This is a genomic window from Psychroserpens burtonensis DSM 12212 (assembly GCF_000425305.1).
GTDB classification, from domain to species: Bacteria; Bacteroidota; Bacteroidia; order Flavobacteriales; family Flavobacteriaceae; genus Psychroserpens; species Psychroserpens burtonensis.
Genome location: NZ_AUDE01000029.1, coordinates 36,532 through 59,728 on the forward strand (window position 1 = coordinate 36,532; position 23,197 = coordinate 59,728).

The 23,197-nt window shown below is 34.7% G+C and carries 17 protein-coding genes and 5 tRNA genes; 20 read left to right on the top strand and 2 right to left on the bottom strand.

The genetic code is table 11. The features are described from left to right. The first annotated feature begins 17 nt into the window (after positions 1–17). The 19 genes from H593_RS0113330 (at position 18) to H593_RS0113420 (ending at position 17,147) form a co-directional block, all read left to right on the top strand. Positions 18–1,439, top strand: a complete 1,422-nt coding sequence (locus H593_RS0113330) for a carboxypeptidase-like regulatory domain-containing protein (protein ID WP_028872912.1) — start codon at positions 18–20, stop codon at positions 1,437–1,439. Positions 1,440–1,529: 90 nt separating this feature from the next. Further along, positions 1,530–1,724: a 30S ribosomal protein S21 gene (gene rpsU / locus H593_RS0113335; protein ID WP_028872913.1), complete on the top strand. Its 195-nt coding sequence runs from the start codon at positions 1,530–1,532 to the stop codon at positions 1,722–1,724. Between the two features lie 146 nt (positions 1,725–1,870). Beyond that, on the top strand, positions 1,871–2,761 hold the full coding sequence (locus H593_RS0113340) for a tyrosine-type recombinase/integrase (RefSeq protein WP_028872914.1): 891 nt from the start codon (positions 1,871–1,873) through the stop codon (positions 2,759–2,761). A 27-nt stretch (positions 2,762–2,788) separates the two neighbouring features. Continuing rightward, on the top strand, positions 2,789–3,091 hold the full coding sequence (gene hpf, locus H593_RS0113345; RefSeq protein WP_028872915.1) for a ribosome hibernation-promoting factor, HPF/YfiA family: 303 nt from the start codon (positions 2,789–2,791) through the stop codon (positions 3,089–3,091). Positions 3,092–3,192: 101 nt separating this feature from the next. After that, positions 3,193–3,266: transfer RNA gene (locus tag H593_RS0113350), tRNA-Thr, on the top strand. A 54-nt stretch (positions 3,267–3,320) separates the two neighbouring features. After that, positions 3,321–3,402 (top strand) — tRNA-Tyr (locus H593_RS0113355). A gap of 226 nt (positions 3,403–3,628) precedes the next feature. Continuing rightward, a tRNA-Gly gene (locus tag H593_RS0113360) sits at positions 3,629–3,701 on the top strand. Positions 3,702–3,769: 68 nt separating this feature from the next. Further along, positions 3,770–3,841 (top strand) — tRNA-Thr (locus tag H593_RS0113365). A 61-nt stretch (positions 3,842–3,902) separates the two neighbouring features. Then, positions 3,903–5,090, top strand: a complete 1,188-nt coding sequence (gene tuf, locus H593_RS0113370) for an elongation factor Tu (protein ID WP_028872916.1) — start codon at positions 3,903–3,905, stop codon at positions 5,088–5,090. A gap of 63 nt (positions 5,091–5,153) precedes the next feature. Continuing rightward, positions 5,154–5,226: transfer RNA gene (locus H593_RS0113375), tRNA-Trp, on the top strand. 15 nt (positions 5,227–5,241) lie between these two features. After that, positions 5,242–5,433: a preprotein translocase subunit SecE gene (secE, locus tag H593_RS0113380; RefSeq protein ID WP_028872917.1), complete on the top strand. Its 192-nt coding sequence runs from the start codon at positions 5,242–5,244 to the stop codon at positions 5,431–5,433. A gap of 20 nt (positions 5,434–5,453) precedes the next feature. Then, a complete protein-coding gene (gene nusG, locus H593_RS0113385; RefSeq protein WP_028872918.1) occupies positions 5,454–6,011 on the top strand; it encodes a transcription termination/antitermination protein NusG in 558 nt (185 codons plus the stop codon). Between the two features lie 73 nt (positions 6,012–6,084). After that, the gene (rplK, locus tag H593_RS0113390; RefSeq protein ID WP_028872919.1) at positions 6,085–6,525 is read left to right on the top strand and encodes a 50S ribosomal protein L11; all 441 of its coding nucleotides are present in this window, start codon (positions 6,085–6,087) and stop codon (positions 6,523–6,525) included. An 11-nt stretch (positions 6,526–6,536) separates the two neighbouring features. Then, positions 6,537–7,223, top strand: a complete 687-nt coding sequence (gene rplA, locus H593_RS0113395; protein ID WP_028872920.1) for a 50S ribosomal protein L1 — start codon at positions 6,537–6,539, stop codon at positions 7,221–7,223. Between the two features lie 20 nt (positions 7,224–7,243). Further along, positions 7,244–7,765 carry a 50S ribosomal protein L10 gene (gene rplJ / locus H593_RS0113400; RefSeq protein ID WP_028872921.1) on the top strand — a complete coding sequence of 174 codons (522 nt, stop codon included), beginning with the start codon at positions 7,244–7,246 and terminating at the stop codon, positions 7,763–7,765. Between the two features lie 60 nt (positions 7,766–7,825). Beyond that, entirely contained in the window at positions 7,826–8,197 is a 372-nt protein-coding gene (gene rplL / locus H593_RS0113405) for a 50S ribosomal protein L7/L12 (RefSeq protein WP_028872922.1), read from the top strand. 125 nt (positions 8,198–8,322) lie between these two features. Beyond that, positions 8,323–12,135 (top strand): DNA-directed RNA polymerase subunit beta, encoded by a 3,813-nt coding sequence (gene rpoB / locus H593_RS0113410; RefSeq protein WP_028872923.1) that lies wholly within the window; start codon positions 8,323–8,325, stop codon positions 12,133–12,135. Positions 12,136–12,235: 100 nt separating this feature from the next. Further along, positions 12,236–16,537: a DNA-directed RNA polymerase subunit beta' gene (gene rpoC / locus H593_RS0113415; protein ID WP_028872924.1), complete on the top strand. Its 4,302-nt coding sequence runs from the start codon at positions 12,236–12,238 to the stop codon at positions 16,535–16,537. 295 nt (positions 16,538–16,832) lie between these two features. Further along, on the top strand, positions 16,833–17,147 hold the full coding sequence (locus H593_RS0113420) for a DUF3467 domain-containing protein (protein ID WP_028872925.1): 315 nt from the start codon (positions 16,833–16,835) through the stop codon (positions 17,145–17,147). A gap of 255 nt (positions 17,148–17,402) precedes the next feature. On the opposite strand, the gene H593_RS0113425 is transcribed toward H593_RS0113420, so the two are convergent. Together H593_RS0113425 and H593_RS0113430 are read right to left on the bottom strand one after the other, a co-directional pair. After that, positions 17,403–17,630, bottom strand: a complete 228-nt coding sequence (locus H593_RS0113425; protein WP_028872926.1) for a (4Fe-4S)-binding protein — start codon at positions 17,628–17,630, stop codon at positions 17,403–17,405. Between the two features lie 140 nt (positions 17,631–17,770). Beyond that, complete coding sequence (locus H593_RS0113430) at positions 17,771–19,360, bottom strand: peptide chain release factor 3 (RefSeq protein ID WP_028872927.1); 1,590 nt, start codon at positions 19,358–19,360, stop codon at positions 17,771–17,773. A gap of 492 nt (positions 19,361–19,852) precedes the next feature. Between H593_RS0113430 and H593_RS19230 the strand changes: the two genes are divergently transcribed. Next, positions 19,853–23,197: DUF11 domain-containing protein (locus H593_RS19230; RefSeq protein WP_157588855.1), on the top strand; the 3,345-nt coding region annotated here is incomplete at its 3' end.

Here is a 23,197-nt window from a genome sequence, read left to right on the forward strand (position 1 = left end):
GAACACTTAGTATGGTAATGAAATACATCAAAAATGGTTTAGCGGTAACGATATTGCTTTTATCATTTGGTGCGGCAGCACAAATTGAAGTCAAAAATAGAATTCTCGATTTCTCAATGCTTGCGCCAATAGAGAGCGCTAGCATCTATGTTAAGAACACAACAATTGGTACGGTAAGTAATTCTGATGGTAAGTTTATATTACAAATTCCTCAAGAATTTGCAAAAGATACTTTAGTCATTTCCTCTATTGGTTATAAAAGTTATAAGATTCCTGTAATAGAATTTGACAACAGTTTAGATATTTATCTAGAAGAAGATGTGGCTTCACTTGATGAGATTATTCTAATTGCAGAAATACGTCCTAAAACAGGAAATGATATTGTGCTCAAAGCTATTGAGAAGTTAGCTATTAATTTGCCAGATTCTGCGTATATCCAAAAAGGGTTTTTACGCCATAAAGAACGAAACAAAGTCGAGTTTAAATGGCTTATAGAAAGTGCGATAACCGTCTATGATTCTGGATTTGCAGCCAACTCGAGTGACTATTTAAAAATCAATGTCGATCAGGTTAGAAAGAGTTATGACCTTAGAGATATAGATAGTATTTTTAATTATGTGGCTTATAATAACCAGAATGCAAAGCGCAGTAGACTAAAGGTTAAAGATGTAAAACGTAGTCAATTATCAACAGCGCAATTAGAGAAAGCTATAAAGTGGAATGATACTAGAGTTAACGGACTCCAAAATATATTTCAAGGAAAATTAAACTTGCTAAGAAATTCAATAGATGCTAAGGCGCTTTTTGGTGAGGACATTTTAGAAAAACACCATTTTGATTTAGACACCATATTAGTTGATAATGATAGAAAGATTTATAAAATTAAAATTTCAGAAAGCACAAAATTAGTAGACTTAGAGACTAAAGGCATTTTTAACGCAGGATATGAGGCTAAAGGTTGGTTATACGTGTATTATGATAATTATGCAATTAAAAAGATAGAGTATGAACTCGTGGCAGCTTCTCAAGCACAAAAGGTAAGAAGTAAACGTTTATTTGATACTCAGGTAAATCATAAATTAGTGATGACTTACATAGAATACCAAGATAAGATGTATCCCAATTATATCTATTACGAAACGCCAAAACTCGTCAATGTTGGTTTTAAAACAGATCAAAAAGTAAGTGACGAAGAAAAGGAACGTTATAATAAGGAAGAACGCTATTATTACACAGTTCAAGAGATTCTTTTTTCTGAAATTATATTAGATAAAGACGTTATTAAAATGAAACTTGATGGTGAATGGGATATGGATATCTTTTCCTCCAAGCCATATGATAAAGCATTTTGGAAGAATTACAATGTGCTATTAGAAAGTGAAGAAGATGAGAAATTGATTCAGGATTTGAGCAAAAGGGCTTCTTTATTTATAGACTAGATTAAATCTTTAAAAAAAGAAGTTGAACATTGTAAATTACTTTTTATATTTGCGGCCTTAAAAAATCTAAAAGAGAGGAGGTTAAGGACTATGTTAATAATTCCAATACAATCAGGAGAGAATATAGATAGAGCGTTAAAACGTTACAAGCGTAAGTTTGTGAAGACGACGGTTAAAAGCCAGTTGCAAGAACGTAAACAATTTACAAAACGGTCTATAGCACTTAGAGCGCAAGTTAAAAAAGCTCAATATGCTCAAGATCTTAGAGATCAAGAAGCCTTATAAGTATTGCTTTTCTTAAATATTAATCCTGCTTATTCAAGTAGGATTTTTTTTGTTCGATACTCAAGTCGCTATTGAAAAAGGTTGTACTTTTCAATTTACACTAAACTCAAGTAATAAATAAAATCTTACTTCTGAAATTATATCACATGTCTTTTAAAGCATTCTCAGATTACCTCTTGCTAGAGAAAAACTATTCACCACTAACGCTAAAGGCGTACTTGTTTGATTTACAGGCATTTCAAAAATTTATAGTTTTAGAATTTCAAGAGAACACTATAGATGATGTGAATTACCAGCAAATAAGAAATTGGATTGTAAGTCTCGTTGAAAGTGGTATCTCCAACCGAAGCATCAACAGAAAATCATCTTCTCTCAATACCTATTATAAATTTCTTCTAAAAATTAATACGATTACGGTAAACCCTTTGAATAAGCATAAAGCTTTAAAAGTCAGCAAGAAAATTCAAGTGCCATTTTCGGAAGGGGAATTGCACCAAGTTTTAGATGAACTTAATTCGGTAACAGATTTTGAAGGCTTAAGAAACCGTTTGATTATTGAATTGTTTTATGCAACTGGAATACGTAGAATAGAACTAGTGCAGCTCAGGCTTTCTGATGTTGATATGTCCAATAGAACATTGAAAGTTTTGGGTAAGCGAAATAAAGAAAGACTAATCCCTTTGTTAGATTCTGTTATAAAAACAATAGAGACCTATTTAGGGCAAAGAAATGACTTAGAAATTATTGTAGATGATTCTTGTTTGTTTTTAACTAAAAAAGGGGTTAAAATTTATGAAACTCTTGTTTACAGAATTATAAATGACTACTTTAGTAAGGTATCTACTAAAGTAAAAAGAAGTCCACATATATTGAGGCACTCATTTGCGACTCACTTACTTAATCAAGGTGCAAATTTAAACGCTGTAAAAGAACTTCTCGGACACTCAAGTTTAGCAGCAACTCAAATCTATACACATAGTAGTATAGCAGAACTGAAAAAAGTGTACACAAATACACATCCAAGAAGTAAAAAATAATATTGTCTAACCTATAAAAAATCGAATATGAAGGTAAACACTCAAGCTGTAAATTTTAATGCAGATAAAAAGCTAATTGACTTTATTCAAAATCGTATGGATAAATTAGATATGTTTTATGACAAGGTCATACAATCTGATGTGTTTTTGAAAGTTGAAAACACTAGTGATAAGGAAAATAAAATTTTTGAGGCGCGCGTAGAAGTACCTGGAGATAGTTTTATTGTAAAAAAACAATGTAAAACATTTGAAGAAGGGGCAGATATGGCAGTTTCATCGTTAGAAAGGCAGTTAAAACGTAGAAAAGAAAAATTAAGAACACATATGTGATAATTTTTTTGAAAAAATGTTTTGAATAAATAAATAAATCTTTACATTTGCAGTCCGTTAGAAATAGCGGACTTTTTTTATAGCCTAAAAGTTATATAAAAGCCGATGTAGCTCAGCTGGCTAGAGCAGCTGATTTGTAATCAGCAGGTCGTGGGTTCGAGTCCCTCCATCGGCTCTTAAAAAGTCTAAGAAAAACGAAAGTTGTTTTTAGCAAAAGTTCTTTAAAATTGGGGAGATACTCAAGCGGCCAACGAGGGCAGACTGTAAATCTGCTGACTACGTCTTCGCAGGTTCGAATCCTGCTCTCCCCACAAAGAATTTTAAATAAGAAGTTGCCAAAAGCTTGCTTTTGTAAAACTACGTTTTAGAATTCTTTGGATTGGGTCACCAATCCAAGATTACCGAGTAAAGCGAGGTAATTCATATTAAGAAAATAATTTGAAGGAGGTTTAATTCAAGTTTGTGTTTAGTATGAACTTAGCAAATCCGGATCATTTGAAATATTGAAACCTTTAATTCGTAAAACAGTTAAAAAATGCGAGAGTAGCTCAGTTGGTAGAGCGTCAGCCTTCCAAGCTGAATGTCGCCAGTTCGAACCTGGTCTCTCGCTCTAACTAAGTTAGCTTTTTGTTGATTTAGTTTTAAGTAAACGTTTCTGTTTAGCTTACCAAATTTAAAGCCGGTGTAGCTCAGGGGTAGAGCGTTTCCTTGGTAAGGAAGAGGTCACGAGTTCAATTCTCGTCATTGGCTCTTTTTTTTTAATAAAGAATTAAATTGAATACTAATATAAATAAGATTAAATAAATTAAACATGGCAAAGGCAACTTTCGATCGTTCAAAACCACACCTTAACATAGGTACTATTGGACACGTAGATCACGGTAAAACAACTTTAACTGCTGCTATTACTAAAGTATTAGCTGATGCAGGTTTTTCAGAAGCAAGATCATTCGATCAGATTGATAACGCTCCAGAAGAAAAAGAAAGAGGTATAACAATTAATACTTCACATGTTGAATATGCAACAGCAAATCGTCATTACGCTCACGTTGACTGTCCAGGTCACGCCGATTACGTAAAGAACATGGTTACTGGTGCTGCTCAAATGGATGGTGCTATTTTAGTTGTTGCTGCAACTGATGGTCCTATGCCACAAACGCGCGAGCACATCTTACTTGGTCGTCAGGTAGGTATTCCTCGTATGGTTGTATTCATGAATAAAGTGGATATGGTGGATGATGAAGAGTTATTAGAATTAGTGGAAATGGAAATTAGAGAGTTATTATCATTCTATGAATATGATGGTGATAATGGACCTGTAATTGCAGGTTCTGCTTTAGGTGCACTTAACGGTGAACAAAAATGGGTAGATTCAGTATTGGAATTAATGGAATCTGTTGATTCTTGGATTGAAGAGCCGGTACGTGATATGGATAAGCCATTCTTAATGCCAATTGAGGATGTGTTTTCAATTACAGGTCGTGGAACTGTTGCTACAGGACGTATTGAAACTGGAGTAGGTAATACAGGTGATCCAGTTGAGATTATTGGTATGGGTGCTGAGAAATTAACATCTACTATTACTGGTATTGAAATGTTCCGTCAAATCCTTAATAGGGGTGAGGCTGGAGATAATGCTGGTATCTTATTAAGAGGTATTGAGAAGAGTCAAATCTCAAGAGGTATGGTTATTACTAAGCCAGGATCTGTTACTCCACACGCTAAATTCAAAGCTGAGGTTTATGTACTTAAGAAAGAAGAAGGTGGACGTCACACTCCATTCCATAATAACTATCGTCCACAGTTCTACGTTCGTACAACTGATGTAACTGGAAATATTATGCTTCCTGACGGAGTTGAAATGGTAATGCCTGGAGATAACCTTACAATTACTGTTGATCTAATTCAAGCAATTGCAATGAACGTCGGTTTACGTTTCGCAATTAGAGAAGGTGGTAGAACAGTAGGAGCAGGTCAGGTTACTGAAATTTTAGACTAAATATTTATTAAATAAATAGTAATTAAGGTGTCTTGTTTTTGCAAGATGCCTTGATTAATATTTACGGGTTTAGCTCAGTTGGTAGAGCACTGGTCTCCAAAACCAGGTGTCGGGAGTTCGAGTCTCTCAACCCGTGCAAACAAGAAATCAGATGGCAGGAATTGTAAATTATATAAAAGAATCTTTTGGCGAGTTAAAAAATAACGTATCATGGCCAACATGGTCTGAAGCTCAAAGTTTAACTGTGTTAGTAGCTGTATTCTCAATCATTTTCTCTTTAGCTATTTGGGGAGTTGATACTGTTTTTAGTAAAGTTATTAAGGCATACTTTAATTTAATATAACTAATAATATAACAGAGAGTATGTCTGAGACTAGCGTAAATAAAAAGTGGTATGTTGTTAGAGCTGTAAGTGGTCAGGAAAACAAAATCAAGGCTTATATAGAAAATGAAATTTCTAGATTAGGCTTAGAGGATTTTGTTGATCAAGTTTTAGTTCCAACAGAAAAAGTTATCCAAATTCGTAATGGTAAGAAAATAAATAAAGAACGTGTTTATTTTCCGGGTTATATTATGATTCAGGCTAACTTAAGCGGAGAAGTTCCACATATTATTAAATCCATTACGAATGTAATTGGTTTTTTAGGGGAGACTAAAGGAGGAGATCCAGTGCCACTTAGACAAAGTGAGGTTAATAGAATGCTAGGTAAGGTAGATGAGTTATCTGTTGAAGCAGATTCCAATATGGCAATACCTTATACTATTGGAGAGACAGTTAAGGTAATTGATGGTCCATTTAATGGGTTTGACGGTACTGTTGAAAAGATAAATGAAGAAAAGCGTAAACTTGAGGTAATGGTGAAAATTTTCGGAAGAAAAACACCGTTAGAATTAAGTTATATGCAAGTAGATAAAGTATAATAATCGTTACACACATAGAAAGTATTTCTTTTTTGCTTCCACAATAAAGATGTACAAAATTAAAATTTTCAAAATGGCAAAAGAATTAGGTAAAGTAGTTAAATTACAAGTTCGGGGAGGTGCTGCGAATCCGTCGCCACCGGTTGGACCCGCTTTAGGAGCTGCTGGAGTTAATATTATGGAATTTTGTAAGCAATTCAACGCTAGAACTCAGGACAAGCCTGGTAAAGTTCTTCCTGTTGTAATTTCAGTTTACAAAGACAAGTCTTTCGACTTTGTTATCAAAACTCCTCCAGCTGCGGTACAATTAATGGAAGCGGCCAAAGTAAAAAAAGGATCTGGTGAACCGAACAGAAAGAAAGTAGCGAAAGTAACTTGGGACCAAGTGAAAGCTATAGCAGAAGATAAAATGCAAGATTTAAATGCATTTAATATTGGATCTGCAATGAAGATGGTTGCAGGAACTGCAAGATCAATGGGAATCACAGTTAAAGGTGGTGAGTCACCTAACTAAAAATTTTTGAAATGGCAATTACAAAAAAACAAAAAGAGTCTAGAGCTAAAGTTGAGAAGAATAAATTATATTCTGTCAAGGAAGCTACAGTTCTATTAAAAGAGATCACGTATACAAAATTTGACGCCTCTGTAGATTTAGCAGTACGACTTGGAGTAGACCCACGTAAAGCTAATCAGATGGTGAGAGGAGTTGTTTCTCTTCCACATGGAACAGGTAAAGATATGAAAGTCCTTGCATTAGTTACTCCAGATAAAGAAGAGGAAGCTAGAGCAGCAGGAGCTGACTACGTAGGATTAGATGAGTACCTAGAAAAAATCAAAAATGGTTGGACAGATGTTGACGTTATTGTTACTATGCCGGCTATCATGGGAAAACTAGGTCCATTAGGTAGAGTATTAGGTCCAAGAGGGCTAATGCCAAATCCAAAGACAGGAACAGTTACTATGGATGTTGCGAAAGCAGTAGCTGAGGTTAAGGCTGGTAAAATTGATTTCAAAGTTGATAAAACAGGAATTGTACATGCTCCAATAGGAAAAGCATCATTTAGTGCTGATAAATTAGAGGAGAATGCTATGGAATTGTTAACCACTTTGAATAAATTGAAACCAACTGCTTCAAAAGGTGTCTACATGAAAAGTGTTTTCATGTCTAGTACAATGAGTCCTAGTATAGCAATTGATGTTAAATTCGCATAAGTAGTTAAATCTTTATTATTATGACAAGAGAAGAAAAATCACAAGTAATTGAAGAGTTAACTGCTCAATTAGCAGATAATGCAAATATTTATTTAGCGGATATCTCAGGATTAAACGCAGGTAATACTTCAGACTTACGTCGTGCTTGTTACAAAGCAAACGTACAATTAAGCGTAGTAAAAAATACATTATTAATTAAAGCGATGGAGGCTTCTGATAGAGATTTCGGAGAACTTCCAACGGTTTTAAAAGGTAATACTTCAGTAATGTATTCTGAAACTGGTAATGCTCCAGCTAAAGTAATTAAGAACTTCCGTAAAAAATCTGATAAGCCTTTGCTTAAAGGTGCTTTTATTGAAGAAGCTGTTTACATTGGCGATGATCAATTAGACATGTTAGTAGATATCAAGTCTAAAGAAGAATTGATTGGAGATATCATTGGATTGTTACAATCACCAGCTAAGAATGTTATTGCAGCACTTAAATCAGGTGGTGGAACATTAGCAGGTATTATCAAAACATTATCTGAAAGAGAAGGATAATTAAGCAAGTACGCACTTAAACAAATTATATTTTATTAAAATTATTAAAACGGTAGAAAAATGGCAGATTTAAAAGATTTCGCAGAGCAATTAGTTAACTTAACAGTAAAAGAAGTTAATGAATTAGCTACAATATTAAAAGACGAGTACGGTATCGAACCAGCAGCAGCTGCAGCAGTTATGCAAGCAGGTCCTGGAGCTGCGGATGCAGTAGAAGAGCAAACTGAATTTGATGTAATCCTTAAGGCCGCAGGTGGTTCTAAATTAGCAGTTGTAAAGTTAGTTAAAGAATTAACTGGTTTAGGATTAAAAGAAGCTAAAGGTTTAGTTGATGATGCACCAAGTGCAATCAAAGAAGGTGTTGCTAAAGACGAAGCTGAAGCTTTAAGAGCTCAGTTAGAAGAAGCAGGAGCAGAGGTTGAGGTTAAGTAAACTTAGCAAACCTACAAATTACGGTTTAGGTCTTTCGATATAGTCGAAATGACCTAAACCCTTTTGTGTATTAAAAAAGCACATAAATAAACTAGTTAATTTTTTAATCAAAAAAGCGTTCATCGATGTTAGCAAATACAGCTGAAAGATTAAATTTCTCTTCCATAGTAAACAGAACTGAGTATCCAGATTTCTTGGATATTCAAATTAAATCCTTCCAGGATTTTTTCCAGTTAGAGACAAAATCAGAGCAAAGAGGAAATGAAGGGTTGTATAATACCTTCATGGAAAACTTTCCAATTACGGATACACGTAATCAATTCGTTCTAGAATTTTTGGATTATTTTATTGATCCACCTAGATATTCAATTGAAGAATGTATAGAAAGAGGGCTTACATACAGTGTGCCTTTAAAAGCACGTCTAAAGTTGTATTGTACAGATCCTGAGCATGAGGATTTTGAGACAATTGTTCAAGATGTTTACTTAGGGACTATACCTTATATGACACCAAGTGGTACGTTTTGTATCAACGGTGCAGAGCGCGTGGTTGTTTCTCAATTACATAGGTCTCCAGGTGTATTCTTTAGTCAATCATTTCACGCAAATGGTACTAAGTTGTACTCTGCTAGAGTTATTCCTTTCAAAGGTTCTTGGATAGAATTTGCTACTGATATTAATCAGGTAATGTATGCTTACATTGATAGAAAGAAAAAGTTACCAGTCACAACATTATTTAGAGCTATAGGTTTTGAACGTGATAAAGATATATTAGAGATTTTTGATCTTGCAGAAGAAGTTAAAGTGTCTAAATCTGGACTAAAAAAAGTTATTGATCGCAAACTAGCCGCTCGTGTATTGAATACATGGCATGAAGATTTCGTTGATGAAGATACAGGAGAAGTGGTCTCTATCGAACGTAACGAAATTGTATTAGACCGTGATACCGTTATAGATAAGGATAATATTGAAGAAATTCTTGAAGCAGGTGTAAAAACAATTTTATTACACAAGGAAACATCTCAACAAGGAGATTATGCTATTATTCATAATACATTACAAAAAGATCCAACAAATTCTGAAAAAGAAGCAGTTGAACATATTTATCGTCAACTACGTAATGCTGAGCCGCCAGATGAGGAAACAGCACGTGGTATTATTGACAAATTATTCTTCTCAGACCAACGTTACTCTTTAGGTGAAGTAGGTCGTTATAGAATGAATAAAAAATTACAGTTAGATATCGGTATGGATAAGCAAGTGCTTACCAAAGAAGATATCATAACAATTATCAAATATTTAATTGAGTTAATCAATTCTAAAGCAGAGATTGATGACATTGATCACTTATCTAACCGTCGTGTACGTACAGTTGGTGAGCAATTATCTTCTCAGTTTGGTGTTGGTTTAGCGCGTATGGCTCGAACTATTCGTGAACGTATGAACGTTCGTGATAACGAGGTGTTTACACCAATTGATTTAATTAATGCTAAGACATTATCTTCAGTTATTAATTCTTTTTTCGGTACAAACCAATTGTCTCAGTTCATGGATCAAACCAATCCATTGGCAGAGATTACTCACAAGCGTCGTCTATCGGCTTTAGGACCTGGAGGTTTGTCTAGAGAAAGAGCAGGATTCGAGGTTCGTGATGTTCACTATACGCACTACGGAAGACTTTGTCCAATTGAAACTCCTGAGGGACCAAACATTGGATTGATATCTTCTCTATCTGTTTATGCTAAAGTTAATTCAATGGGATTCATTGAAACACCTTATAGAAAATCGGAAAATGGAGTAGTTGATATTAAGAACGCACCAGTTTATTTAAGTGCAGAAGAAGAGGAAGACATGTTAATCGCTCAGGCGAATATTCGTGTTGATGAAAACGGAAAAATTCTTGAAGACAAAATTATTGCGCGTCAGGAAGGTGATTTTCCAGTTATTGATCCGATAAATGTAAACTATACAGATGTTGCACCAAACCAGATTGCATCTATCTCGGCGTCGTTGATTCCGTTCTTAGAGCATGATGATGCCAATCGTGCATTGATGGGGTCTAACATGATGCGTCAAGCGGTACCTTTATTGCGTCCCCAAGCACCTATTGTAGGAACAGGATTAGAGCGTCAAGTCGCTCAAGATTCTAGAGTCTTGATTAATGCTGAAGGTAATGGAGTTGTTGAGTATGTCGATGCTAATGAAATTACCATAAAGTACGAGCGTTCTGAAGAAGCTGCAATGGTAAGTTTTGAAAGTGATACGAAAACATATCCATTGGTTAAGTTTAGAAAAACTAACCAAGGTACCTCTATTAACTTAAAGCCAATTGTTGAGAAAGGTGATAAGGTTAAAAAAGGTCAAGTATTATGTCAAGGTTATGCTACTGAAAAAGGAGAATTAGCATTAGGTCGTAACATGAAAGTGGCATTTATGCCTTGGAAGGGTTATAACTTTGAGGATGCAATTGTAATTTCAGAAAAAGTAGTTCGTGATGATATATTTACATCTATTCATATTGATGAGTATTCATTGGATGTTAGAGATACTAAATTAGGTAACGAAGAATTAACTAACGATATTCCTAACGTTTCAGAAGAGGCTACTAAAGACCTTGATGAAAACGGTATGATTAGAATTGGTGCAGAGATTAAGCCAGGTGACATCCTTATTGGTAAGATTACACCAAAGGGAGAATCTGATCCTACACCGGAAGAAAAGTTATTACGTGCCATTTTTGGTGATAAAGCCGGTGATGTAAAAGATGCATCTTTAAAAGCATCTCCTTCATTACATGGGGTTGTTATTGAGAAAAAATTATTTTCAAGAGCAATTAAAGATAAACGTAAGAGAGCAAAAGATAAAGAGGATATTGAAGCATTAGAAAATGTCTATTACAAAAAGTTTGATGATTTACAAGTCGTTCTAGTTGAAAAATTATTCGCACTTGTCAATGGTAAAACTGCTCAAGGTATTTATAATGACTTAAGTGAAGAAATCATTCCGAAGGGAAAGAAATATACGCTTAAGATGTTAAACTCAGTTGATGACTATGCGCATTTAACTTCGGGAGTTTGGACTACAGACAATCACTTAAATTCGTTAGTTGCAGATTTAATTCACAACTATAAGATTAAGGAAAATGATCTTCAAGGATCATTACGACGCGAAAAGTTTACAATTTCTGTAGGTGATGAGTTACCAGCAGGTATTATCAAATTAGCTAAAGTTTATGTTGCTAAAAAACGTAAATTAAAAGTCGGTGATAAAATGGCAGGACGTCACGGTAACAAAGGTATTGTTGCTCGTATCGTTCGTCAAGAGGATATGCCATTCTTAGAAGATGGAACACCTGTTGATATTGTATTAAATCCGTTAGGTGTACCATCTCGTATGAACATCGGTCAGATTTATGAAACTGTTCTTGGTTGGGCTGGACAAAAATTAGGACGTACGTATGCTACTCCAATTTTTGATGGTGCAACATTAGATCAAATCAACGAGTTTACAGATGAAGCAGGTGTGCCGAGATTTGGTCATACATACTTATATGATGGTGGAACAGGAGATCGTTTTGATCAACCAGCAACCGTAGGTGTTATTTATATGATTAAGTTAGGTCACATGATTGATGACAAAATGCACGCACGTTCAATTGGACCGTACTCATTAATTACGCAACAGCCATTAGGTGGTAAAGCACAATTTGGTGGTCAACGTTTTGGAGAGATGGAAGTTTGGGCACTTGAGGCTTATGGAGCGTCAGCTACATTGCGTGAGATCTTAACAGTAAAATCTGATGATGTTGTTGGTAGAGCTAAAACTTACGAGGCTATCGTAAAGGGAGAGCCAATGCCAGAACCAGGACTACCTGAATCTTTCAACGTACTTATGCACGAATTGAAGGGATTAGGATTAGATATTAGATTGGAGGAATAATTTCGAAGAAAATGTTCGATTTACGTTGAACAGTTATCGAATTGTTCAACGTAAAAAACCAATTAAAAAATAAATTAAATAATTGTTAGTACCATAAAAAATGGCAAGAAGACAAGATAAGAATACAATTCAGAAATTTAGCAAAATTTCTATTGGTTTAGCATCTCCAGAGTCTGTTTTAGGAGCATCTCGTGGTGAAGTTTTAAAACCAGAAACTATTAATTATCGAACACATAAACCAGAACGTGATGGTTTATTCTGTGAGCGTATTTTTGGCCCTGTAAAGGATTTTGAATGTGCTTGTGGTAAATATAAAAGAATACGTTATAAAGGTATTGTTTGTGACCGTTGTGGTGTTGAAGTAACAGAGAAGAAAGTACGTCGTGATAGAGTAGGACACATCAACCTTGTTGTGCCAGTTGCTCATATCTGGTACTTCCGTTCGTTACCAAATAAAATTGGTTACTTACTTGGTCTACCATCTAAGCGTTTAGATATGATTATCTATTACGAACGTTATGTGGTTATTCAACCAGGTGAAGCCAAAAATGTTGAGGGAGAGCCTTTACAAAAGCTAGATTTCCTTACAGAAGAAGAGTATCTAAACATAATGGAAGGTATTCCTCAGGAAAACAGACATTTAGATGATAAAGATCCTAGTAAGTTTATTGCAAAAATGGGAGCTGAGTGTTTAATCGATTTATTATCAAGAATCGACTTAAATGAATTATCATTTGAATTACGTCACAAAGCAAATACAGAAACTTCTAAACAACGTAAGACTGAAGCGTTAAAGCGTTTACAAGTTGTTGAAGCATTTAGAGATTCTAATAAAAATAGAGAGAATAGACCAGAGTGGATGATCATGAAGGCTATTCCAATTATCCCACCAGAATTAAGACCTTTAGTGCCTTTAGATGGTGGACGTTTTGCAACTTCAGATTTAAATGATCTTTATCGTCGTGTTATTATTCGTAATAACCGTTTAAAGCGTTTGGTTGAAATCAAGGCTCCAGAAGTTATCTTACGTAACGAGAAACGTATGTTACAAGAATCTGTAGATTCATTATTTGATAACACACGTAAAGCTTCTGCAGTTAAAACAGATTCTAACAGGCCATTAAAATCATTATCAGATTCACTTAAAGGTAAGCAAGGACGTTTTCGTCAAAACTTACTAGGTAAGCGTGTTGATTATTCTGCGCGTTCTGTAATTGTTGTTGGACCAGAATTAAAATTATTTGAATGTGGTTTGCCAAAAGATATGGCAGCAGAACTTTACAAACCGTTCGTCATTAGAAAACTAATAGAAAGAGGTATTGTAAAAACTGTAAAATCTGCAAAGAAAATTATAGATAGAAAAGAGCCTGTTGTTTGGGATATTTTAGAGAATGTCCTTAAAGGGCATCCAGTATTACTAAACCGTGCACCTACATTACACAGACTTGGTATTCAAGCATTCCAACCAAAATTAATTGAGGGGAAAGCAATTCAGTTACACCCATTAGTGTGTACTGCATTTAATGCCGATTTTGATGGTGACCAGATGGCGGTTCACTTGCCATTGGGACCTGAAGCTATTTTGGAGTGTCAATTATTAATGTTGGCATCTCATAATATTTTAAATCCAGCAAATGGTTCTCCTGTAACTGTACCATCACAGGATATGGTACTTGGTCTTTATTATATGACTAAGCACAGAATATCCACAGATGATTATAAAGTGATAGGTGAAGGCTTAACATTCTATTCTCCAAAGGAAGTAATTATTGCTTACAACGAGAAGAAAGTAGAATTGAATGCAGGTATTAAAGTAAGAACTCAAGATTTTAATGAAGTAGGAGAGTTAACTTCTCAAATTATAGAAACAACTGTAGGTCGTGTACTTTTTAATGAAAAAGTTCCAGCTGCAGCAGGTTACATTAATGAGGTATTAACTAAGAAATCATTAAGAGAAATTATTCATGGTATTCTTAAAAAGACAAGTGTACCCGAAACAGCTGCGTTCTTAGATGAAATTAAGACTCAAGGTTATAAGTTTGCATTCCAAGGTGGTTTATCATTTAGTTTAGGTGATATTATTATTCCTTCGGAAAAGCAAGGTATGATTGACAAGGCTAACACTTTAGTTGATGGTATTAAGAGTAACTATAACATGGGTTTAATTACTAATAACGAACGTTATAACCAAGTTATTGATATCTGGACATCAACAAATGCTGAATTGACTGAATTGTCTATGAAGCGTATTCGTGAAGATCAACAAGGTTTCAACTCGGTGTTTATGATGCTTGATTCTGGAGCTCGTGGATCTAAGGAACAAATACGTCAGTTAACCGGTATGCGTGGATTAATGGCTAAACCTAAGAAGTCTAACGCAGGTGGTGGTGAAATTATTGAAAATCCAATTCTTTCTAACTTTAAGGAAGGTCTTTCAATTTTGGATTACTTTATCTCTACTCACGGTGCACGTAAAGGTCTTGCCGATACAGCACTTAAAACTGCCGATGCGGGTTACTTAACACGTCGTTTAGTTGATGTATCTCAAGATGTTATCATCTATACTGAAGATTGTGGAACATTAAGAGGTATTGAAGTTAAGCCATTAAAGAAGAATGAAGAAGTAATAGAAACTCTTGAGGCTAGAATTGTAGGGCGTACTTCATTAAATGATGTATTTGATCCAATTACTGAAGAGTTATTAGTTGAAGCAGGTGGTCATATTCATGACGATATAGCTAAACGTATTCAAGCATCTCCTTTGGATGCAGTAGAAGTACGTTCAGCATTAACTTGTGAGGCTAAAAAAGGTATTTGTTCAAAATGTTACGGTCGTAATTTAGCGACAGGTAAAATGGTACAAAGGGGAGAAGCTGTTGGAGTAGTTGCTGCACAATCAATTGGTGAACCTGGTACACAGCTTACACTTCGTACATTCCACGTAGGTGGTGTTGCGGGTAACATTTCCGAAGAAAATAAATTAACAATTAAGTTTGATGGTATCGCAGAGATCGACGAACTTAAAACTGTTAAGAGTACTGATAAAGAAGGGAAAGATATAAATGTTGTGATATCTAGAACTTCAGAATTAAGATTAGTAGATGCTAAAACAGGAATCACATTAAGTACAAACAATATCCCTTACGGATCTTTCATCTATGTTAAACCAGGTGATAAAGTGAAAGCAGGTGCTGTAATTTGCGAATGGGATCCATATAACGGTGTGATTATTTCAGAATTTGCTGGTAAAGTAAGGTATGAAAATATCGAGCAGGGTATTACTTACCAAGTAGAAATTGATGAACAGACTGGATTCCAGGAGAAAGTAATTTCAGAGTCTAGAAACAAGAAATTGATTCCTACGCTTATTGTTGAGGATGGTAAAGGCGAAGCAATTCGTTCGTACAACTTACCAGTAGGTGCACACATCATGATTGATGATGGAGAGAAAATTAAGATTGGTAAAGTCTTAGTTAAGATTCCTCGTAAGTCGTCTAAAGCTGGTGATATTACAGGTGGTTTACCTCGTGTAACAGAATTATTTGAAGCACGTAACCCTTCTAATCCTGCTGTAGTAAGTGCGATTGACGGTGTTGTGTCCTTCGGAAAAATTAAAAGAGGTAACCGTGAGATTATAATTGAGTCTAAACTTGGTGAGGTTAAGAAATACTTAGTAAAATTATCTAATCAAATTCTTGTTCAAGAAAATGATTACGTAAAAGCTTGTATGCCTTTATCTGATGGTTCTATTACTCCTAATGATATTTTAAATATCAAAGGCCCAGCTGCAGTGCAACAATATTTAGTAAATGAAGTACAAGAAGTATATCGTTTACAAGGTGTGAAAATTAATGATAAGCATTTTGAGGTTGTTGTAAGACAGATGATGCGTAAAGTAAGAATCATTGATTCTGGTGATACCATTTTCTTAGAAGATCAATTGGTTCACAAAGCAGATTTCATTGAAGAAAATGATAAAATTTTCGGATTGAAAGTTGTTGAAGAAGTTGGAGACTCTCAGACTTTAAAATTGGGTCAAGTATTAACTTCAAGAGAGTTAAGAGACGAAAACTCAATACTTCGTAGAGAGGATAAAGCATTGGTGACTGCTCGTGAAGCGCAACCAGCAACTGCAACTCCAATTTTACAAGGTATTACAAGAGCATCGTTACAGACCAAATCATTTATATCTGCAGCATCGTTCCAAGAGACTACAAAAGTTCTCAACGAAGCCGCTGTAAATGGTAAGATTGATGATCTTGAAGGATTGAAAGAAAATGTAATCGTTGGTCATAGAATTCCAGCAGGAACAGGTGTTAGAAAGTTTGATAACATCATAGTAGGTTCTAAAGCAGAATTCAATGAAATGATGAAAGCAAAAGAAGAGATGAATTATAATTAAATGAGCATTGGATGTCATAAGCCGAAGGTGAACTGAAATACAATAGACGTATTTATCCCAACGAATGTTGGGATCTCGTTAGAGAATTAGAAATTTATTTGGTAAATCTCTTTAAATAAAATAAAAGCCTTCTTGTAATTACTACTAGAGGGCTTTTTTTAATAAAATGGTTCATATTTCCTTTTTCTACGGAAATATCTAATAAAGAATTTCCTGCAAAGCTTTAAAAATCTTGTAGGTATTTAAAATGTATAATAAGACTTCCAATCAAGTTGGAAGCGTAAATAACTTTACGATGGCAGAAGAAAATAAAAATAAGAAACCAGGAATAAATATCGAGCTAGATGAAAAAATAGCAGAAGGCATGTATTCCAATCTAGCTATAATAAATCATTCAGTTTCGGAGTTTGTAGTTGATTTTGTGAGCATTATGCCAGGAACTCCAAAAAGCAAAGTGAAGTCAAGAATCATCTTGACACCACAACATGCTAAACGGTTATTAAAAGCATTAGGTGATAATGTTAATCGATTTGAAAAGGCACACGGTGAAATTAAAGACTACGAGCAACCACCAATTCCATTAAATTTTGGACCAACAGGTCAAGCTTAAATAAAAATCCCTTTGAAGAATTCAAGGGGATTTTTATTTATGTTTTATCATATAGTATTTTTGCAAGACATCAAATTCATGTTTTTTTTAAATTTGGTATTATAAATACATCTTTAAGACAAAATGAAAATTGTTGAGTACGAATTACTGTACCACCTGGTCAATCGCTCTTAAAAAGACTTTGTTTTAATTTATTCAAAAATATCAATAGTACATTGTAAATATAAATTTACTATTTCAATTGAAATATGCTATTTAAGCAACTTCTTTATTGATGTGAAATTGTAATGCACCAGAAGGACATTTTTTCACTTGTTCGATGATTTTCTTTGTTGAAGCACCTTCTAAATCTATCCATGGTATAACAGTTTGACGAAATACATTGGAAAGTTCTTTAGCACAACGCTCAGCGTTTATGCATTCACAAGGGTTGTAGGTAACAGTAATATCATTATTACTGAAAACATTGGGAGTAGTTTTCATAAGTAGATCAATTTTGGGGTTTAATCTTTTTTCATTTATAAAGTAAAAGCGCTAATAAAACTCTTTAAACGTTTAAATGTATGAAAACATCGATTAAAAACAAATTTTATCATGATTATTAGATGAACGGTATTATATTATTAATCAAATTCTGATGTAGAATGGAATTTTATATTCTTATACTTCTGTTGCGTCATTTGCAATGAAAATGGCGAATCTGCTAAAAAAACAAGTTGTCCTCGTTTATCTTTGGCTAAAAAACGTTGCTTAACTCTCAAGAACTCATTGTATTCTTCACTCTTTTTGTCATCGGTTTCAATCCAACTAGCTTTGTAAACATTAAGGTTCTCATAAATGCACTTTGCACCATATTCATGTTCTAAACGGTATTGAATTACTTCATACTGTAGCGCTCCAACGGTTCCAATAACCTTTCTTCCATTAAGTTCTAATGTAAATAATTGAGCAACACCTTCGTCCATTAATTGATCGATACCTTTATTTAATTGTTTAGATTTTAATGGATCTGCATTATTGATGTATCTAAAATGTTCTGGGGAAAAACTAGGAACTCCTTTATAGTTTAGAATTTCACCTTCAGTAAGTGTGTCTCCAATTTTAAAGTTTCCGGTGTCTTGCAATCCTACAATATCTCCTGGATATGAGATGTCCACAATTTCTTTCTTTTCTGCAAAAAAAGCATTCGGACTTGAGAATTTTAGTTTTTTATTGTGCCTAACATGCAGATACTGCGTGTTTCTTTTAAATTCTCCAGAGACTACTTTTATAAAGGCTAACCTGTTTCTGTGATTAGGATCCATATTAGCATGAATTTTAAATACAAATCCAGTAAATTTATCTTCATCTGGTCTTACTAAACGTTGTTCACTATTTTTTGGTCTTGGTTTAGGAGCTATCTCAACAAAACAGTCTAATAATTCGCGTACGCCAAAATTATTTAAAGCAGATCCAAAAAATACAGGTTGTAATTCACCATTCAAGTACTCCTCTTTATTAAATTGAGGATAAATACCATCAACCAATTCTATTTCATCTCTTAGCGTTTGTGCGGCTTTCTCACCAATTAATTTATCAAGTTCAGGGGATGTTAAATCATTGATTTCGATGGTTTCTTCAATATCTTTTCTGCTATCTCCACTAAATAGGTTGAGATTCTTTTCCCAGATATTATAAATTCCTTTAAAGTCATAACCCATGCCAATAGGAAAACTTAGGGGAACAACACGTAAACCTAGTTTTTGTTCAATTTCATCTAGTAGGTCAAAGGCATCTTTACCTTCACGGTCCATTTTATTAATGAAAACAATCATTGGGATGTTTCGCATTCTACAAACTTCAACAAGTTTTTCGGTCTGTTCCTCAACACCTTTAGCCACATCGATAACTACAATTACACTATCAACAGCGGTAAGTGTTCTAAACGTATCCTCAGCAAAATCCTTGTGACCAGGAGTATCAAGAATATTAATTTTTATGCCATTATATTCAAATGCTAACACAGATGTTGCTACAGAGATTCCACGCTGACGTTCAATTTCCATAAAATCACTCGTTGCACCTTTCTTTATTTTGTTGCTTTTTACAGCACCAGCTTCTTGAATTGCACCGCCAAAAAGTAGCAGTTTTTCAGTCAAGGTGGTCTTTCCAGCATCGGGGTGAGAGATAATTCCGAAGGTGCGGCGCCTGTTGATTTCTTTAATAAAATTCATAATCTGTTTTCGTGATTACAAATATAATTTTTATTAATCCATTTATAATTAAAACCCAATATATAATTATTACGTTTATCGAATTGTATGTGACGTTTGCGTAAGACAAATGTCTCACGTTATATGGTGTAAGTTTTTTATTACCGTATGTTTGTTATAACCAGAATCTTACATAATTTATTTCATATAAAACTCTTTCAATTTAAAATAATAGTGTAAATTCGTGTTTAATCGATTAAACTACGCGTTTAATCGATTAAAAATATGTTAATAAGATTTGATACTTTTAATTAATAAGTATTATTTTTGAACTAAGATTAATAGCAATATTTGTGATTGACCCAATTCATAGCCCACACCTGCACTCTGATTTTCTAGATTAGAGTTTTTGTTGTTCTAAAGGTTTTTTTTGGTAGAATTTATCACGTTGTGTGTTATTGATTTATGTTGATAATAATTAAGACGATATAAATAATTTTACCTTAATATAATATGATAATCTTTACTCGATTCTCTTTTAAAAAGAAGTTTTCATTTGCATTGCTTGTAATGATAACTTGTCAAACTTTTTTGTTTGCTCAATGCCCTGTTCCCGAGGCAGATGGTACTTATAATCCTAAAGATGATATAATCATTACATCGTATCACCAAAGTATTGCGAAAACTCCAGATGGATTAATTACTTGGGGTGAGGACATGGATTTTGATGGAGGAAATGCAAACGTAATTCAAGAAATTTCTCCTGCGAACGGATATACTTTTACTGGAACTGTTGTGCAATATGCAGTATCAGGAAATTCAGGAGGCCAAGCCTTTTTATTATCAACAACAAACTTATATGCCTGGGGACAGGTTAATGAAGTAGTAAATAGTAGTTTCGTTTCTGGGGCTACATTTGATACTATGGCATTACCTGCGGGTGTTCTAGCGACTGATGTTAATGATTTATATGCGACATCAAATGTTCTAGCTATTAATACATCTGCTGGAGAAGTTTGGATTGCATCAGTAGAATCAAGAGTAAATGGAAATACATCTACAAATACGGCAATATGGCAACAAGTTGAGACATCAGCAGGAGTGCCTATAACAGATGTTTTTCATGTTTCAGGGAGTGATGTTGCTTTGTATGCAATTCAAAATGACGGCGATGTATATGTATGGGGAAATAATGTGCATTTAGCAGATGGAAATGCTGCGGCAAACTACGATTTTGCTACTTTAATGACCGCACCTCCTTCAACTCCGACTTATATTACAGCGTTTTACAATGATGAGTCCAATGAGCACGGTGTTTTAGCTTTAGGGGTAGATAGAAGAATGTATGGAGTCGGATTTAATACGTCTCAAAAATTAATAGATGAAACCACAAATGCTGTTTTAAATTGGGTGACGATTGATGATTCTTTAGGTAACCCTATTGAAAACGTATTACAAATGTCATCTAATCAATCTTCTGAACAATGGGCAAGTGCTGGTGCAATTACCGAAGGTGCTACGCCAACATCAAAAAGAATACTGCTTACTTGGGGTTCAAACAATCAAGGGGCTATTGGTCAAGGAGCGGATGCCACAACTGAGTATCCTGCGATTCCTGATGGCTATACGATAGATGATGATGACGCCGTTTATGTAAGTACAGGAGGTCATGCTACAACGATATATAATAGAGATACGAAAACGATTTGTTTTACAGGACATGTTATTGATGGAAGTACAGGAGGGCTCACAGGGTCAACTGCGACTGCTTTTGAGTGTATAACAATAGTTAATTTTGATGTCTGTGGAGTAAATACGTGTTCGGTCGATTCTATAGTGTCATCTAATGAATCGGTTTGTAATGATAATGGAACATCTTTAAATTCAACAGATGATTTTTTTACTGCGGATATTACAGTAGAATTTTTAGATATACCTCCCACGGGTACCTTAGAATTAACGGGAGACGGAACAGGTTCTATTTCAGTTTCAGGATTAATATCACCTTATACCTTTAATAATGTTGTATTGCCTGCGAATGGAAGTGCTATTTCAATTACAGCAACATTCTCAGATGATTCAGCATGTGTCTTTACCAATTCAAATATTTTCACAGCTCCAGTCTCTTGTAGTTTTGATATCTCCGCAGAGGATGATGATTTCAGTGCAATACCAATTGATTCAGTATCAGGCGGAACAACTGCTAGTGTGTTTAATAATAATGGCAATGGAACTGATACGGCAGATGGTGTAGACGCTACTGATAGCAACATTTCAGATAATATAAGTATTACCAATGATGGAGGATTAACGGGAGTCTCAATTAGTACAGACGGAACAATTAATATTCCAATAGGAACGGCAACAGGACCGTATACTGTTGAGTATACGATCTGTTTAGATATAGCTCCAACAATTTGTGAAACTGCAAATGTGACTATAACAGTTATAAACTCTTGTACCGATGGTGCAATTTTAGGCACAGCAACAGCGAATGATCCAGATGCAGATGGGATTAATAATGTGTGTGATCTTGATGATGATAATGATGGTATTTTAGATACTTCAGAGTGTACGGTTACACCAGCTTCTGATGCGGATTCTGTTGATGCGTCATCATCAGGTCTTTTAAACCAAAATTTTGCCATTGGATCGGATAACATATATGGAAGTATAGATAGCGTAACGGATCAACTTATCATTGATTTAGGGGTCATCGTAGATCCTGACGTGATCATTGAAATAGAATCGCTTGTAACAGTTAATTTACATGTTATGGGTGTAGAGCAATCACTTGATAATACAGTTTATAATAATTTGGAAACTTTTAATTTTTCAAATATTTCTAATGAAATAATACAAAACTATACGGTAACAAGCTCAACGCGATACATTAGAATTACAATGGCGACAGACGCTGGGTCCGGTAGGTTACAAATTGATAATGTAAGTTATCAAGCATTTTGTGGCGGAGATACGGATGGAGATGGTATACCAGATTATTTAGACACAGATAGTGATAATGATGGATGTAATGATGTAGTGGAAGCAGGGCATATAGATGACGGTACAGGACAAGTAGATGGTACTGGTTTTGATGGAAATGGTCAAGTAACAGGAGCAGCGACTGCTTACACAGGAAATAATTCTAATGTAACGACCGCAACTCAAGTCAATGTGGACGCAACAGCATTAATCACCCAGACAGTTACAGAGGGTAATGGTACAACATTTACAATTACATCTGCTACAGCTGTAAATACAACAACATTTTCAGCAGGTGTTCCAGATTATACATTGACACCAGGTCCAGCAACAGATTCTTCAGTTGATATAGACTACCAATGGCAAGAGAATGGAGTAGATTTAACAGATACAGGTGTTTATTCAGGAACTAATACAATTACACTCGCAATATCTAACGTAACAGGATTAGATGGTAATGTGTATAACTTAGTTATCACTCATCGTGATAATGATTGTCTTATCATACAAAATAGTGCTACATTAAATGTAGTTGCACCATCAGCCGATGTTTCAGTCGCGAAGACCTTAATAGATAGTAGTCCATATGCAACAGGAGATACAGTAACCTATACCTTAGTTGTATCCAATTTAGGTCCAGACACAGCAACGAATGTTGAAGTGACAGATGTACCAAGCAACTTAACAATTACAGGTGTCACAGGAGCAGGATGTACAACATTCCCTTGTACTATAGGCAGTATCGCATCAGGAGCAGCGAACGATGTTACGATTACCGTAACAGCAACTATAGATGCCTCAGGAAACTTTAGCAATACCGCTAGTGTAAGTGCCGATGAGACAGATCCAGTATCAACTAATAATATAGATGAT

What these genes read in the sequence shown, in the direction of transcription:
- H593_RS0113330 (WP_028872912.1), top strand. Translation starts at nt 18, where the DNA reads ATGAAATACATCAAAAATGGTTTAGCGGTAACGATATTGCTTTTATCA.
- rpsU (WP_028872913.1), top strand. Translation starts at nt 1,530, where the DNA reads ATGTTAATAATTCCAATACAATCAGGAGAGAATATAGATAGAGCGTTA.
- H593_RS0113340 (WP_028872914.1), top strand. Translation starts at nt 1,871, where the DNA reads ATGTCTTTTAAAGCATTCTCAGATTACCTCTTGCTAGAGAAAAACTAT.
- hpf (WP_028872915.1), top strand. Translation starts at nt 2,789, where the DNA reads ATGAAGGTAAACACTCAAGCTGTAAATTTTAATGCAGATAAAAAGCTA.
- tuf (WP_028872916.1), top strand. Translation starts at nt 3,903, where the DNA reads ATGGCAAAGGCAACTTTCGATCGTTCAAAACCACACCTTAACATAGGT.
- secE (WP_028872917.1), top strand. Translation starts at nt 5,242, where the DNA reads ATGGCAGGAATTGTAAATTATATAAAAGAATCTTTTGGCGAGTTAAAA.
- nusG (WP_028872918.1), top strand. Translation starts at nt 5,454, where the DNA reads ATGTCTGAGACTAGCGTAAATAAAAAGTGGTATGTTGTTAGAGCTGTA.
- rplK (WP_028872919.1), top strand. Translation starts at nt 6,085, where the DNA reads ATGGCAAAAGAATTAGGTAAAGTAGTTAAATTACAAGTTCGGGGAGGT.
- rplA (WP_028872920.1), top strand. Translation starts at nt 6,537, where the DNA reads ATGGCAATTACAAAAAAACAAAAAGAGTCTAGAGCTAAAGTTGAGAAG.
- rplJ (WP_028872921.1), top strand. Translation starts at nt 7,244, where the DNA reads ATGACAAGAGAAGAAAAATCACAAGTAATTGAAGAGTTAACTGCTCAA.
- rplL (WP_028872922.1), top strand. Translation starts at nt 7,826, where the DNA reads ATGGCAGATTTAAAAGATTTCGCAGAGCAATTAGTTAACTTAACAGTA.
- rpoB (WP_028872923.1), top strand. Translation starts at nt 8,323, where the DNA reads ATGTTAGCAAATACAGCTGAAAGATTAAATTTCTCTTCCATAGTAAAC.
- rpoC (WP_028872924.1), top strand. Translation starts at nt 12,236, where the DNA reads ATGGCAAGAAGACAAGATAAGAATACAATTCAGAAATTTAGCAAAATT.
- H593_RS0113420 (WP_028872925.1), top strand. Translation starts at nt 16,833, where the DNA reads ATGGCAGAAGAAAATAAAAATAAGAAACCAGGAATAAATATCGAGCTA.
- H593_RS0113425 (WP_028872926.1), bottom strand. Translation starts at nt 17,630, where the DNA reads ATGAAAACTACTCCCAATGTTTTCAGTAATAATGATATTACTGTTACC.
- H593_RS0113430 (WP_028872927.1), bottom strand. Translation starts at nt 19,360, where the DNA reads ATGAATTTTATTAAAGAAATCAACAGGCGCCGCACCTTCGGAATTATC.